The 15,796-nt window shown below is 41.3% G+C and carries 13 protein-coding genes; 5 read left to right on the forward strand and 8 right to left on the reverse strand.

What is annotated here, in order from left to right; all coding sequences use genetic code 11:
* The first annotated feature begins 180 nt into the window (after window positions 1-180).
* Complete coding sequence (locus IEE83_RS28265) at window positions 181-1,335, forward strand: 2-isopropylmalate synthase (protein WP_194124105.1); 1,155 nt, start codon at window positions 181-183, stop codon at window positions 1,333-1,335.
* Window positions 1,336-1,475: 140 nt separating this feature from the next.
* Here IEE83_RS28265 and purU read toward each other — a convergent pair whose 3' ends face one another.
* Entirely contained in the window at window positions 1,476-2,309 is an 834-nt protein-coding gene (gene purU, locus IEE83_RS28270; protein ID WP_194124106.1) for a formyltetrahydrofolate deformylase, read from the reverse strand.
* Window positions 2,310-2,834: 525 nt separating this feature from the next.
* Here purU and IEE83_RS28275 point away from each other — a divergent pair.
* Entirely contained in the window at window positions 2,835-3,320 is a 486-nt protein-coding gene (locus IEE83_RS28275; RefSeq protein ID WP_194124107.1) for a free L-methionine (R)-S-oxide reductase MsrC, read from the forward strand.
* Here the strand turns inward: IEE83_RS28275 and IEE83_RS28280 are convergent, their stop codons facing one another.
* The 7 genes from IEE83_RS28280 to IEE83_RS28310 all read right to left on the reverse strand — a co-directional run bounded on the left by IEE83_RS28280 (window position 3,321) and on the right by IEE83_RS28310 (window position 13,678).
* Entirely contained in the window at window positions 3,321-4,241 is a 921-nt protein-coding gene (locus tag IEE83_RS28280) for a sugar phosphate isomerase/epimerase family protein (protein ID WP_194124108.1), read from the reverse strand.
* A 161-nt stretch (window positions 4,242-4,402) separates the two neighbouring features.
* Window positions 4,403-5,884 carry a c-type cytochrome domain-containing protein gene (locus tag IEE83_RS28285; RefSeq protein ID WP_194124109.1) on the reverse strand — a complete coding sequence of 494 codons (1,482 nt, stop codon included), beginning with the start codon at window positions 5,882-5,884 and terminating at the stop codon, window positions 4,403-4,405.
* Window positions 5,885-5,911: 27 nt separating this feature from the next.
* Entirely contained in the window at window positions 5,912-6,232 is a 321-nt protein-coding gene (locus tag IEE83_RS28290) for an L-rhamnose mutarotase (RefSeq protein WP_194124110.1), read from the reverse strand.
* Between the two features lie 53 nt (window positions 6,233-6,285).
* Complete coding sequence (locus IEE83_RS28295; protein ID WP_194124111.1) at window positions 6,286-7,761, reverse strand: DUF1501 domain-containing protein; 1,476 nt, start codon at window positions 7,759-7,761, stop codon at window positions 6,286-6,288.
* Window positions 7,762-7,796: 35 nt separating this feature from the next.
* Window positions 7,797-10,550, reverse strand: a complete 2,754-nt coding sequence (locus IEE83_RS28300; protein ID WP_194124112.1) for a DUF1553 domain-containing protein — start codon at window positions 10,548-10,550, stop codon at window positions 7,797-7,799.
* A 154-nt stretch (window positions 10,551-10,704) separates the two neighbouring features.
* Window positions 10,705-12,963, reverse strand: coding sequence for a glycosyl hydrolase family 95 catalytic domain-containing protein (locus IEE83_RS28305; RefSeq protein ID WP_228102108.1), 2,259 nt, complete (start codon window positions 12,961-12,963; stop codon window positions 10,705-10,707).
* A gap of 328 nt (window positions 12,964-13,291) precedes the next feature.
* The gene (locus IEE83_RS28310; RefSeq protein ID WP_194124837.1) at window positions 13,292-13,678 is read right to left on the reverse strand and encodes a YraN family protein; all 387 of its coding nucleotides are present in this window, start codon (window positions 13,676-13,678) and stop codon (window positions 13,292-13,294) included.
* 162 nt (window positions 13,679-13,840) lie between these two features.
* Between IEE83_RS28310 and lipB the strand changes: the two genes are divergently transcribed.
* Genes lipB through IEE83_RS28325 form a run of 3 tightly spaced genes read left to right on the forward strand, consistent with a single transcriptional unit; the run spans window position 13,841 to window position 15,778 of the window.
* Entirely contained in the window at window positions 13,841-14,593 is a 753-nt protein-coding gene (gene lipB / locus IEE83_RS28315) for a lipoyl(octanoyl) transferase LipB (protein ID WP_194124114.1), read from the forward strand.
* 15 nt (window positions 14,594-14,608) lie between these two features.
* Window positions 14,609-15,022, forward strand: coding sequence for a hypothetical protein (locus tag IEE83_RS28320; protein ID WP_090340679.1), 414 nt, complete (start codon window positions 14,609-14,611; stop codon window positions 15,020-15,022).
* A 21-nt stretch (window positions 15,023-15,043) separates the two neighbouring features.
* Window positions 15,044-15,778 carry a 3'-5' exonuclease gene (locus IEE83_RS28325; RefSeq protein ID WP_194124115.1) on the forward strand — a complete coding sequence of 245 codons (735 nt, stop codon included), beginning with the start codon at window positions 15,044-15,046 and terminating at the stop codon, window positions 15,776-15,778.
* The last annotated feature ends 18 nt before the right edge of the window (window positions 15,779-15,796 follow it).

Here is a 15,796-nt window from a genome sequence, read left to right on the forward strand (position 1 = left end):
AATAAAATAAAGATGAAACTTATTGACAATTGCATTTTTCTGCTCATCCAGAGTAACCCGTAAAAAGGAGAAAGGCATTGTCTTGAATAGATCAAAAACCCTTTCTCTAACACGGAAAGGGTTTTATATTGTCCTAAAATTAGTAAATTCGTAATTCAATCTTTAATCACAGTACCCACAATGAGTCAACGAGTTCAAATCTTCGACACAACATTACGCGACGGCGAACAAGTCCCGGGAAGCCAATTGACAACAGAAGAAAAGATAATTGTAGCTACACAACTCGAAAAACTGGGGGTAGATGTTATTGAAGCCGGATTTCCTATTTCAAGTCCCGGTGATTTCAGATCCGTGGTTGAAATTTCAAAAGCAGTTCGTGAACCGATTATTTGTGCGCTTTCACGTGCTGTAACGGGCGATATCGATGCCGCCGGAGATGCACTTGAATTTGCTAAAAGAGGTCGTATTCACACAGGAATTGGTTCTTCTGATATTCATATTCAGCATAAATTCAATACGACAAGAGAGAAGATCATTGAAAGAGCAATTGCTGCTACGAAATATGCCAAAGGAAAGGTAGAAGACGTAGAATTTTATTGTGAAGATGCGGGTAGAGCTGACCTTGTTTTTCTTGCACAACTGGTTGAGGCTGTGATTGCTGCGGGTGCAACGGTGGTAAATATTCCTGATACAACGGGATATTGCTTGCCTGAGGAATATGGTGCTAAAATCAAATATATTTTCGAAAATGTAAAAGGAATTCATAAAGCAACAATTTCTATTCACTGTCATAATGATCTTGGTTTAGCGACTGCTAACTCATTGGCTGGTATCCGTGAAGGTGCCCGCCAGGTTGAGGTGACCATGAATGGAATCGGTGAGCGCGCCGGAAACACTTCATTGGAAGAAGTGGTGATGGCTTTGAATGTTCATAAAGAATTAGGTTACGAAACGGGCGTGAATACGCAATTGATTTACCCAACCAGCCAGTTGGTATCAAAAATGATGCGTATGCCGGTTCAAGCTAACAAAGCGATTGTGGGACGTAACGCATTTGCGCATTCGTCAGGAATTCATCAGGATGGCCACCTAAAAAATACGCTTAATTACGAGATCATGAATCCACAGGATGTGGGCGTTGATAAATCGGATATCGTATTGACAGCACGTAGCGGTCGCCATGCTTTGAAACACCGTTTAGAACTTCTTGGCTTCACTTTTGAGAAAGCGATCCTTGATGATCTTTACAAAAAATTCCTGGATGTAGCCGATTTGAAGAAAGAAGTTAACGATAAAGATTTAGTGGATTTGGCACGTACAGTTGTCATCGCTTAATATTTTTCATACATCATTTTGGATAATTACCTGAATATGAATTTGATGTTACAATGCTTTTTTGTATCATTACATAATCAATAACATCCATCAGATTACAAAAAGCCCTCGGTGAGTCTGACTAAGGGCTTTTTTCTTGTTCATAAAATGATGGTTCTGTTGTTGTGAATGAAAACGCGGTCGTTGAAAACAAGCTTTAAAGCTGATGTTAAGACTCGTTTTTCGGTATCTCTTCCCAAAGTCGACATGTCGCTTGCTGTTTGCCTGTGATCCACTGATTTCACGTCCTGTGCGATAATTGGCCCTTCATCCAGATCATTATTTACAAAATGAGCTGTCGCGCCTATAATCTTCACACCGCGTTCGTAAGCCTGACGATAGGGGTTTGCTCCTATAAACGCAGGTAAAAAGGAATGATGGATATTTACGATCCGATCCGGAAAATGATTGACGAATTCCGGCGTGATAATCCGCATATATTTAGCCAAAACCAGATATTCCGGTCGGTATACGTCTAGTGTTCTCAAAATTGCTTCTTCGTGTTCTTCCCGGGTTCTGTTTTCGTGTGAAATAAAATGAAAGGGAATACCGAATTTGCTAACCAGTGGCTGCAAGGTGTTATAATTACTGATTACAGCCAGGATATTTGCATCCAGCTCATCAAAAGCATAACGAAGTAATAATTCGCCCAGGCAATGATGTTCTTTCGTCACCAAAACAACAATATCTTTTTTCTTTTTGGGATTCAAACGAAGATTAATACCAGCTGGTAACTCTTCTCTAAGAATTTGCAATAATTCTGTCGCGTCCGTTTCTCCTTCAAATTCAGTACGCATGAAAAAATAAGCCGACGGACTTACATATTCATCATTACGAATAATGTTTTGATTATGCTCAAAAAGTACACGGGTTACCTGATAAATAAGCCCTTTATGATCCGGGCCGTCCATCAGCAATATATGGCGGTGATTCATTTGTTCATTTGATGCTGAAATTATTCTGCTAAATAACGAATTTTTAATGTGTGACCGACAATTTGATAGTTAACACGTTATTTTAAGTAGCCTTTATAAAGGTTTGCCGGAGAGCTGCTAATAGAATAAGTACATAGAACCAGAGTTTTACAAAGCGTTCCTGACGGAACACAAACTAAGGGTTGAATAGCCTTTTTTCTACCAACAAAATCTTCCTACGGCAATAGGAAGAATCACTATCTACTTATTAACCAATGAATTAAGATAAAAACGGCATTTTGATTACTGTCTAATTCTAATTTCGTTAAATATTCATCACGAAATGTGCCATAGGCACATTTCGTTGATAGAAAATATTAGCTACAAATTTAGCAAGTGTTCCGTAGGAACGACTCGTGCTTTAAACCACTCTACACAATAAATTTTCTATTACCCTGAAAGCTCGATCTCGCAAATTTATTTTCTCCCCCCTCCAACTTTTTCAAAAAAATCACTGTTCACCTTACAAATGTCGGATCCTCAAAAATGGCTGAAGAATTAATAATACCTATCGGAACGGATCGTAAGGAAATTTACGAAGCGTTATTACCACAAATCAATGCTTTGATCGAAACAGAAAGCGACCTGACTGCAAACCTTGCTAACATCGCTGCTGCATTAAAAGAATCTTTCGGATTCTTTTGGGTTGGTTTTTATGTAGCAAAAGAAGGGCAACTCGTTCTGGGACCATTCCAGGGACCGATTGCCTGCACAAGAATTCCTTTCCATAAAGGCGTTTGCGGAGCAAGTTATTCGCAGCAGAAAACGATTATTGTACCGGATGTTGATCAATTTCCCGGTCATATCGCCTGTGCATCTGCTTCAAAATCCGAAATCGTTCTTCCGGTTTTCCATAGAAATGGGACAGTAGCAATGGTTTTAGACGTGGATAGCGACCAGTTAAATGACTTTTCTGAAACAGATGCGGAAGGATTGCAGAGTATTTTAACGCTTCTGGAAAGAAAGTTATAGCTATTTGCTATAACGCTTTCTCAGCAAGTGCATCATAAAAACATTAATTCCCCATTGATCGGCGAGCGGCTGGTTGGTGAATGGAACCGTTGGCATATAATGCGGAGGACCAAATTCTGTCAAAAACGTAATTTGTTCTCCGCTTTTTATTTTCCTTTCCACAACAACATCCCACCAGGCCAAATGCGCTTTTAACGCAGATTCCCATTCAGGAGCACGCGGATCATTAACCTGCGGACCTTCCGGATGCCCGATACGCGCATGGATATGTCCTGTCCGGGAAAGGGCCAGTTTTACCGTTTCTTCCTGATCTTCCAGCAAAGTTTCCGCGACATTACACCAATGCGAAATATCAAGCGTTAATTTTAATTTGGGGTTTTTCTCAATAAAATTTCTTGCGATATGGGCTGCGAAAAGCATTCTTGCACGATGCGTTTCGTGATAAATTGGAATTCCACTTTTCTCCGAAGCTTCGCTGGTATGGTCTATAAATGCTTTATTCTGATCATAACTGAAATGATCTCTTCCGCTATGACAATTGATATAAAGTGGTTTGATTTCTGATTTTGTTGCTGCATCAATTGATTTTTTGAAAAAATCGAGATGTGCTGAATAATCTTTCAGGCCAGCTCCGCATAAAAATCCTACCTCTAAACCATGCTTTTTCAGAGCGGCAAATAACTCATCCTGTTCCTTTTTGCCTTGTGGCCACCAGAATTCCGCACCGTCATATCCTTCCTTTTTTGCAGCAGCGCAAAATGCATCAACTGTTCCTTCATAACCCCAATTTGTTGCCAGAATTTTCAGAGAACTGGCATTGGTTTTTTCAAATGTCGGGGAATTCTCTTTTGCAATTGTTTCTAGGAATGCAAAAGTGCCTAATCCTGCAATTGAGGTGTTTACAAATTGTCTACGATTCATTTCGTAAGTGATTATGAAAACAAATTAAATGTGTTAAACCTTTGATTTGAGTACAGCTGACAAATATTTCGGTACGCTGCACCTTTACCGGACAGGAAAATATTCTGATCTACAAATATTTCGCAGCTCTGCTGCTATCTACCACACATCATAGATCAACCTTATTGAATTCTTGGTTTTTCCTCTTTCTTAATTGTATCTCCGGCTTTAAGAAATTCAGCAACTTTCGCCTCATTAAATCCATTAATAATATGCAGATCCGGATGTAATTTTTGTACTTCGGCAATGCCATTTTCAGTAACAGCAGATTTCCAGATATAGATATTTTTCAGACTTTTTGAAGAAGCAAGATTTTTCAAACCGGCATCAGTAACTTTTGTTCCAACCAAATTGATATATTCCAGGTATTGCAAATCTTTCAGAGCGATTAAACCTGCGTCCGTTACAGCGGTATATTCCAAATGCAGTTTGTTCAGGTTTTTAAGCTTGGCGATTTCTTTTGTCGCTGCATCGGTCACCTTCGTACTACCTAGTTTAAGCCAGATAATTTGTTCTGATAATGGTGATAGTAGATTGATTTGTCCATCTCCAAAACCCGACGCATTTACCGCACTTACTTCCAAAAGATTTTTATCATGAGAAATGGGCATGACCAGAAGTCCAGTCTTTTTTATAGCTTCGACTGCTTTTTCATTAGGTACCGGCACTTGTAAAGTTAAAACCGGCGATTCATCACTTTTTGTATTTTCACCTCCTGAGCCAGAAGTCAATGAGGCAAGAGCTGGCTTAACCTGTTCAGAAATTTTTAGATCAGACACCTTTTTATCCGCGGAAGCACCCTGCTCAATCCACCAGCTCAATAAGGCAATTTGTGAATCTGAGAGCTGCGGTTTTCCTTTTGGCGGCATATGGTCATCGTCTGTTTCAGGAAGCAGACAGCGCTTGATCATGGCACTTTCCAATGCTTTTCCAGAAACAAATACCGGCCCGTCTTCGCCACCTTTCAGCAGCATAGCCATGTTATCCATCCGCAATCCACCTTTTTGCTTATTCGCATTATGGCATTGTACACAGCGCATTTCCAGAATTGGCTGAACAATATCTTTGTAAACAACTGCCTGATTAATATCCGTAATTGGTTTTATTTCCGTTTTTTCTTCTGTTCGCGGAGGAATTCCCGCTAAGGATCGAAAAGGTTCAGGTGTATATTGCGTCAAATATCCGTCTCCATGCGTAAGTGAACCGCCGTCATGGCCGGCTGTAAATGTCAAAATCGTGGAAAGTCCCAACGCAGGAAGATATATAGCAGAGCCGATTGAAATTTTCCCTGACTTAAATAACCAGGCGATCCAGGCAAAAACGGCCACGCCAATTCCTTGCCACTGATGGTCACTCAATAATTCCTCATCATATCCTCCACCAAGCGATAAAAGATATCCTGCAATACAAGCCATCGTAGCGCCAATGGCCGACCAGAACAGAATAAAGGTGATTGAAGAATCGCTTACTGAAATTTTCCCGGTTCGTTTGCCAATCTCCAAAAGTGCCGCGATCAGCAAAAACCCAATCGGCAAATGCACCAGAACCGGATGAAAACGTCCAATAAAATAAGTCCAGTCTGTGGCCTGAAAGAGGATCACCATAGAAAAAACGAAAACAATTAAAATAAACTATAACCGGAAAACTTCCGGACAGGCGACAACTTTCGGTGAATTATCGGGATTGACTTCCATCAGATCAGCCATATGGTCCCACCATTTTTTCATAATGAGTAATGAGGATAATCCGGAAGTATCCGCATTCGGTGAGAGCTTTTGAAAAGCAAAAAGAGCCAGCGTAACCTCGTCGAGAAAAATATAATACTCCTGAATTCCAGCGTTTTTCAGTAACTCCGACAATTCCGGCCAGATTTCATCGTGTCTTTTTTTGTATTCTGCTTCGTTTCCCTTGTTCAATTGCATGCGGAAAGCAAGCACGGTATCATTTTGCATCGGATTAAAGTTTGATTTCAGGCTTAAGGCAACGATTGATCAATTATATCCGGTTAAGCAATAATATTTTTTACCACTTTTCCTTCGGTATCAGTTAATCTGAAATTTCGTCCCTGGAAAGGGTAAGTAAATTTTTCATGATCAAAACCCATCAGATGGAGAATTGTAGCCTGTAAATCATGCACGTGAACACGGTCTTTTACACCGTAATATCCTAATTCATCCGTTTCGCCATGGGTAAATCCTTTTTTCACACCACCGCCAGCCATCCACATCGTGAAAGCATCCAAATGGTGATCACGGCCCATGTAAGGCATTACGACGCCATTTCTGTTTTCCTGCATAGGCGTTCTGCCAAATTCTGCACCCCAGATAATTAAGGTTTCGTCTAGCAAACCACGCATTTTTAAATCCTGAATTAAGGCGGCAACCGGTTTGTCAGACAAGCGACATTTATTTCTTAATCCTCCTTCAACATTATCACCCGCCGTGGTTCCGTGGCCGTCCCAGCCCCAGTCGAAAAGTTGTACAAATCGCACATCATTTTCAACCAGTTTTCTTGCCAGAAGACAATTCATGGCAAACGTTCCTTCGCCGGGCTTAACACCGTACATATCCAGAATAAACTGCGGTTCTTTGGAAACGTCCATTACCTCTGGCACAGACATTTGCATCCGGAAAGCCATTTCATACTGACTGATCCGTGTCAATATTTCCGGATCTTTTACATCATCGTAGATTTGTTTATTGATCTCGTTAATCGCTTCAATGGTCTGTTTCCGCATATTCCGGTTCATCCCGTTTGGGTCGGTCACATATAAAACCGGATCTCCACCGGTACGACATTGCACACCTTGATAAACGGACGGCAAAAATCCGCTGCCGTAAACACTTTTCCCAGCATCCGGTTGTCTTCCGCCAGAAGCTAAAACAATGAATCCTGGTAAATTCTGGTTTTCCGATCCTAAGCCATAAACCGACCAGGCACCCAAACTCGGGCGACCTAACCGCGCGCTTCCCGTATGTAGCAACAACTGTGCAGGAGCGTGGTTAAACTGATCTGTATGCATCGCTTTGATGAATGTAATTTCATCCGCAACAGTTTGTAAGTAAGGAATATAATCTGACATCCATGCACCGGATTGTCCGTATTGGTTGAATTTCCCCTGCGGTCCCAACATTTTGGGAACACCCTGTATAAAGGCAAATTTCTTTCCTTCCAGAAATTCAGCCGGACAATCTTTTCCGTGATATTTTTCAAGTTCAGGTTTATAATCAAACAATTCCAGCTGCGAAGGTGCGCCGGCCATATGGATATATATAACCCGTTTTGCCTTGGGCGCAAATTGAGGAATCTTCGCTCCCATTGCTTCGGCTGTTACACTGGTTTCTGCATTTGAACTACCGCAGGATCCCAAAAGCGAACCTAATCCCAAAGCACCCAGACCAAAACCGGCTGATTGCAAGAAGTGCCGGCGCGTCTGGCTGTGCAGATCAGCATGTTGTAATTCTTTCAATAACTTTTCCATATCTGTCAATATTAGAATCAGAGAAATATCTCCGGTTATTCCTTTGTCACCACATTATCCAGGTTCAGCATTACGTTGGCAGAAATCGTTAAGGCGGCCAATTCAGGCGATTTTCTTTCTTTCCCATACACCAGAATACTATCCACATCAGACGGTTTGGCTTGATAAGATTTCAAAGCATCGCCGTATATTTTCACCAGAACCTGTAAACTTTTATCATTGATCGGTTGGAAAGTCAAAAGACGGTAACCTTCCCGAAGTTGCTGTTCAGGTGTTTTTCCACGTTTTTGCATAGTGGTCGCAAGTTTTTCGGCCGCTTCCAGATACACAGGATCATTCAGCGTTACCAAGGCTTGCAAAGGCGTATTCGTCAAAATCCTCCGCGACTGGCAAAACTCACGGCTTGGCGCATCAAAAGTGGTCATGGAAGGATAGGGCGCCGTCCGTTTCCAATAGGTATAAACTGCCCTGCGATATTTATCTTCTCCTTCGCTCACTTTCCAGCTTTCGCCACTATATGGCGACAACCAGATTCCTTCCGGCTGCGGCGGCATTACGCTGGGACCGTACATTTTTTTGGAAAGTAAACCGCAGGCAGCCATCGCCTGATCGCGAACCTGTTCTGCGCTTAATCGTACGCGTGGACCTCTTGAAATAAACCTGTTGTATGGATCCTGCTCTTGTCTGGCTTTATCTGATTTTGAACTTTGCTGATAAGTCGCTGACATAACCATGGTTTTTAGAAGCTTTTTTACGCTCCAATGATCCTCCTCCATAAAGTTTATAGCCAGCCAGTCAAGCAATTCCGGATGCGAAGGCTCGGCTCCCTGTGAACCAAAATCTTCCACTGTTTCCACAATTCCTCTGCCAAATAACTGCTCCCAGAAACGATTTACAATGACTCTTGAAGTTAATGCGTTATCACGGCTAACCATCCATTTTGCCAGTCCAAGTCGATTTTTTGGATAATCCTTTGGCATTGGCGCTAATAATTTCGGAACATCCGGTTTTACTTCTGCACCTTTCACTGACCAGTTTCCTCTGACAAAAACATTAGTTTTTCTGGCAAAATCTCCCGTTCCTTCCCAGACCACCGGCATACTTTCCGTTGACTTGGTTAGAATCGTAGAGTAATCTCTAACGATTTCCGAATACTCCGGTTCACCAGCACCAGGCAATGATTCCTGAAATGCAAGCCAGGTAATCCGCACCCATTCTGTTGGGTTTTTAGTGCTCTTTAATGTAAGAAAAATATCGTGTTTGCCGGAAATTTTCGGAATAGGCGTAACCAGAACTGTATCTCTCGTCGGAACATTAACGGTGGAAATAACCTGTCCGTCAATTTTATCCAGATGGAAAGTCATCACCGCATTTTCTGCCTTGGTAGAAATATTCATCACCAGATTTCCCGCACCTGTGAGATTAACATTTGGGATTTTTGCATTTCCCTTATCCTTCACACCATAGTAAGAAATCAGCAAAACGGTTGATTCATCACCCTTGACCAAGCTATGCGCATTGATTTTCGGTTCCATCACGCGCATGAACTGCGTGAATTTCTGTGTCTCTTTTGGATTATGTTTATTGATCCAGGATTTTACTTTTTCAACTCTGGCAGAATCATCGCCTTTGTAAAAACGAAGTTTAGGCCATTCGTCCCACACATCTTCATCGCGTGAATTGTTGAAAAACGCCATGTATTTGTAATAATCCTCATGCGGAATCGGATCATAAGGATGACTGTGGCACTGGATACACGCAAAAGTGGTTCCCTGCCAAACTTCCCAGGTGGTATTAACCCGGTCAATCTGGGCTGCAACCCGAAATTCTTCATCATCCGTTCCGCCTTCATTATTGATCATCGTATTCCGGTGAAAAGCCGTGGCGATCATGTTTTCATCGGATGGCATTCCCGTTTTCTTTTCAGGCATCAGATCACCGGCCAGTTGCTCAATCGTAAATTGATCGAATGGTTTATCCGCATTGAATGATTTTACGACATAATCCCGGTAACGCCAGATATTTCTGCCGCCATCACTTTCATAGCCTTTTGTATCGGCATAACGCGCCAAATCCATCCACATGGAAGTCCAGCGTTCTCCATAGGAAGGGGATTTCAATAGCCGGTCGACAACTTTTTCATAAGCGTCCGGCAAATTATCTTTTTTAAAATCAGCAACTTCTTTTTCAGTAGGAGGCAAGCCGGTTAAATCCAGGCTTACGCGACGAATTAAAGTTGCTTTGTCTGCTTCGGGAGAAGGTGAAAGTTTTTCCTGTTTTAATTTTTGAAGGATAAATTCGTCAATTTCGTTTTTGGGCCAGTTGGCATTTCCGGTATTGATCAGACCAAACAGATTCCAGAGATTTTTATTAGAAGGTACTTCCGGTTTTTCAATTCTTTTATAGGCCCAATGCGTTTCCCATTTTGCACCCTGGTTAATCCATTTTTTTAAAGTTTGAATATCCTCTTCTTTCAAAGGAGCGCCACCTTTTGGCATCATCTCGTCCGGATCTCTGGACAAAATTCTGCGTATCATTTCACTGGCGTCGGCATCACCACGGACCACCGGAATTTTACCGGATTTTCCTGGTTCAAGCATTTCATGTTCAAACAAAAAACTTACGTCTCCCGCCTGTTTTACACCGCCATGGCAACCCATGCAGTTTTTGTTCAATATTGGCTTAACCTCCTCATTATAATCCACCTGATGCTCGAAAAAACCCGACCACGCGAAAGATGATAACAAAATTACCGCCACACCCAAACCAATAAAATGCCACTTTTTCATTGTCAGGAACTGAATTTAACTTGCCTTATTAATGAGTTAAAAGAATCAGCTTATATAAAAATACTTCATTTCATTTAAATTTCGCCATATATTATTTGAATAGACAATTTCTCGTTACAAAATATCTTTGTCGAAATATAATATGGCCATCACTTCAATTACTTACTTTTAATATAACGCTTCCACCGGCTTTACATTTTAATTCAAAAAAACCATCTTCCGCAGCATTTATCGTAATTAACCTGGCCGACAAAGTCTGATATTTATTGAAGGGTAATTTCAAAGTTGCAACGCCATCTTTTTCTGCATCTATTTTGACTTCCGTAACCTGACCATTTTCCTTTTTTGCACTAATCAAAAACGCGCCTTCTGCCCTTAGTTTTTCAAAAGCAATATCCTTCCATGATTCCGGAACTGCCGGCATAATCTCGATGAATCCGGCATAACTTTGAAGTAGCATCTCCTGCAATCCCGCCGCGAAAGCGAAGTTTCCTTCCAACGTAAAGGGCCGGTAAGTGAATTTTGACAACCCTGATTTTGTCTGATCGCCATTGACATGAAAACTGTTTGGCAAAACAAAAGCTTTGGCGAAAATGGAAAGATCTTTTGCTGCACCTTCACCGTCTTTGGCACGCGCTTTCATATTGGCCAGCCACGCATAGGAATATCCGCACCAATAATCCGGGCCTACTTTATCCAGTAAAGCAATCGTATTTTTGATAATGGTCTGCGATTTTTCGCCATCTTCCCATTTAATCAAACCCAAAGGATGAATCGCCATCATATGTGAAAAATGGCGGTGCGATTCCTGATATGGTAAACTTGGTGCAAACATTAACTCTTCATTTTCCGTGGTGGCATACTCACTAAACTGAGAAAGTATTTCCTTCCAATGATCTGATTCTGATACCAAACCCAGCTCCAAAGCAAGTTCAGCTCCTGCGCCGAAAGAGAATTTCATTAATGCCAGATCATAGTTTGTATTCTGTGGAAACCAGGCTTCCAGACTGTTATCCTTAATTTCCGGGCTTGAACTGATCGGAAGTTTACGCTGACCGTTTTCGTCCTTTACGGTTATTTTTTCAAGAAAAGTACAAACTTCCTTTAACCAGGGATAAGCGCGGTTTTTCAGGAAATCGGTATCCATACTATACCGCCATTGCAGATAATAGTGATGAGCCAGCCAGGAGGAAACTGTCGGCGAAAGTGAATATTGAATCCAGCCTCCCATTTCCGTTCCATCCAACGTAGTTACTCCCGGAACAGCCAGTCCGTCAACGCCAAAATACATTTTGGTGTAACGTTTGTAGTTAGCCAGATTTTCATCCAGATGATCAAAATAGCCTAATCCTTCTTCCAGATGATTACCGCTGTAACCTGGCCAGTAACTTAACTGCGTATTTAAATCATGGTGAAAATCGCCTTTCCATGGGGGTATTCTGCCATTATCTGCCGTCCAGACAGCCTGCAAAGAAATCGGAGGTGCACCACGACGGGCAGCCGAGCCAAATTTATATTGTTCGAGATACCATTGTTTTTCAATAACGGGGTCGGGGACATGAATAGCTGATTGATTCCAGAATTTTTTCCACCAGTTTACATGACTTAAAAAGTCCTTGTCAAATCCATGCAAAATAGTTGTCTTGACAAGTGAAGAGGAGACAGGATTTACCTTCTTATCAGGGTATTGAGAAGAAATACTCCATACGCCTTCAATAATTCCTGTTCCAATTTTTTTCCACTGAACCGTTATCTCATACGTAAATCCGCCCCATCCTGCCTGCTTGTAAGTAATGCTATTGGCTTGTCGATTAACCGTTCCCTGTTTATATCCTAATCTCGCCAGATCATCTCCTACCAGCGAATTCACTTCGCCGCCTGATAACTTGCCTTCATACTTCGGCGCAATAAGCTGCGGAATAATATCGGTTTTAACATTTTCAAATTTAAACCAACCAACAGGTTCCGTGGCGTGAACAAAAGTTTTCATCGTCATACCACTTTCCCATTGCACTTCACATAAAGCCTTATCCAAAGAAAGATGAACTGATTTTACTTTGTTTTTTCCTGTAAAATCGAATTCCAACGCACCAGCCGGGATCTTTGAGGGAGCGGGTTCTTTGTCATAGGGTGCATCAAAATACTGCTGAACTGGTTTGTAATCTTTCTTTTCAACTTGTTCCTTCACCCATTTATAGCTGAATTCTTTCCGGTGCAAACCAGCCATGGGGCGCATATCCCAGATGTCGGCACGATCGAGAGAGAAGCGTAATTTCTCACCATTTTTCCAGATCAAAGCACCGACAGTACCATTTCCTAGTGGAATTGCTTCATCCCAAACGGTTGCCAGAGAATTAAATTGGAGATCGTGTTTTATCGTAGGTTGCGCATGGAGATTTATGGCGACCAGCATAAAGAATATTGTACAGAGAATTTTACACATCGGTTTTTCAGTAATATAAAGCAAACTTCAGGAGGCTCCTACAGAGCCAGGATTTGTCGTAGTTAGCTGCGTTTTCTATAAACAGGTAGCCACGAAGTGGCTGGAAAATATCCGAGATCTCAAATATATTAACACCTAGAATTGCTGTTTTTATTCGTAATTCAGGAATTATCCCGCTCCGATAGGAGCACCCTGTTTATAGCTCAGATGTTGCTATCCCCATTCCTGACTCCGTAGGAGTCTCCTGAAAAACCACATTCATCCAGATATTACTACAAAGCGCAAAAACCTTATTTTCTCACGAAAATGCATCCTCAATATGTTTGATATTAATCCCGCCGCTCGAAAGAATTAAAATGGAGATTATATCAAACCGGATATCAAAATGCCAGTCTTTCGTATAAATGTAATTTTCCGCTGCTTTCATGATTAACTTCGCTTTGGTATAATTCACAAATTCCTCCGGCATTCCGAAGCCGGTGCCGCTTCTGGTTTTTACTTCCACAAAAATCAACGTTTTGTTTTTCTTGACAATCAGGTCAATTTCCGCGTGTTTATGGCGGTAATTTTTTTCAATAATTTCATAACCTTTTCCTTCCAAAAAAGTTGTTGCCTGAGTTTCACCCCAGCTTCCGGTTGTGTTGTGTATAGCCTTTCGAACATTTTTAGTACAAAATAGTGTTATTGAATAGTAAGTAAAAGAAATCTCAAATCGATTATGCGTTTTAATCGATCTTCGATTAAACCAGTATTTTTTAATATTTGATTTTCCACAGCCGCAAAGGCGTAATTTGTTTCAAACCATTTGATTTGATATTTTCCGTAATCAAATCGATTTCCTTCAGACATGAATACCCTCATTAATAAACAAGCAGAATTCCGGAATTTAGGTCTGATCGATTATCAGGAAGCGTGGGATTATCAGGAAAAACTGTTTGCAGAAACGCTTTCGATAAAAACACAAAATCGCAGTCTTTCGGCTGGCGAACAATTGATTACACCAAACCGTGTGATTTTTTGCCAGCATCCCCACGTTTATACTTTGGGAAAAAGCGGCAAACAGGATCATTTGTTGTTAAACGAAGAAGATCTGATCCAGAAGCAGGCGAAATTTTACAAGATTAACCGTGGCGGAGACATTACCTATCATGGTCCTGGACAACTGGTTGGTTACCCGATTCTTGACCTTGACAATTTTTTCACAGATATTCATAAATATATGCGGACGCTGGAAGAAGCCATCATTCTTACACTGGCCGATTATAATATTAGTGCGGGAAGAATCAGCGGGTTAACGGGCGTCTGGCTTGATTTTGTTGAACAAAAAAATCCAAGAAAAATCTGTGCCATGGGCGTAAAAGCCAGCCGTTGGGTAACGATGCACGGTTTCGCTTTGAATGTGAATACGGATCTGGCTTACTTTGGAAACATTGTCCCTTGCGGGATTGAAGATAAGGCCGTTACGTCGATTTCTCAGGAACTTGGTCACGAAGTTGATTTTGATGAAGTTGCCGCACAGTTAAAAAATCACTTAGGTAGTCTTTTTGAAATGAGTTGGGAAAATTCATATTATTCAAAAACAAATATTTTAGAAAATTAAGCAGAAAGGAAAAGAATGAAGAAGGATATTATTTTTCATCCGGTGGAAGGCGTGAAGGTTGCAATTGTTCGTAAAATCAACGAACTGAATGAAGCCGAGTGGAATGTCATTGTGCTCAATAAAAATAACCAGCCGATCACCGGCGTCTTTGTTACTTCAAAAGGATATGGAAATACGGAATCGGGTGAAAATGCGGGGATAAAAACGTCGACGCTGCGTCACTTTTTTCCGGAAATTAAGGCGCAGGATCATGTGGTTGTAGAACCGATCATGCCCGAAGTTTTTCACCTGAATAACGAGTTTTGGATCAGTTATTTCCTTGGAAATCAGATTTACGATAAAAAGTTTATATTCGTGCCGGACAGTATTGTAGAGGACAATATCATTGAAATTGAGCCGCTGGGACTGGAAGGTGTCCTGCACGATTAAAGCATAAATTAACCACACACTATGACAGATGAATTTCGCCGCAAAGCAAAAAACTTTCTCCTTCTAGACATTGAAACCGTAGCCGGTTATGCGTCCTATGATCAGCTTCCTGAGCGGATGCAAAAGCTTTGGGACAAGAAAACAATAACGCTGAGAAAGGGTGACGATACCATTTCCAATGAAGAATATTTTTACGATCGGAGCGCCATTTATGCAGAATTTGGCAAAATTGTCTGCATCGCTTTCGGTGCATTTTATTGGGATGAAAATAACGAAATAGCCTTTAAAGTCCGCAGCTTCTCCGGCGACGATGAGGTTAAGCTTTTGCTTGAATTTAAAGCACTTATAGAAAAATATCCGGCAGAACAATTAATTCTTTGTGCCCATAATGGCAGAGAATTTGACTTCCCGTTTCTTTGTCGCCGCATGCTGATCCTGGGCATTGAAATTCCAAAAGCGTTACAGATCACAGGTAAAAAGCCTTGGGAAATCCTGCATCAGGATACGATGGACCTCTGGAAATTCGGTGATTACAAGAGTTATACTTCCCTGGATTTGCTGGCTGCGGTTTTTGATATACCCGGCAGCAAAAATGAAATGAGCGGCGATCAGGTTACGCGCGTTTATTACGAGGAGAACGATCTCGCTAAAATTTGCCGATATTGCAGAGAAGACGTGGTCGTACTGGCGCAATTATATTTGAAAATGCATAGTTTTCAGCCCGTACGAGCCGATAATATTACAAGAGTGGAATAAATTGATTAGTTTAAGAAG

Source organism: Dyadobacter subterraneus, from assembly GCF_015221875.1.
GTDB lineage: Bacteria > Bacteroidota > Bacteroidia > Cytophagales > Spirosomataceae > Dyadobacter > Dyadobacter subterraneus.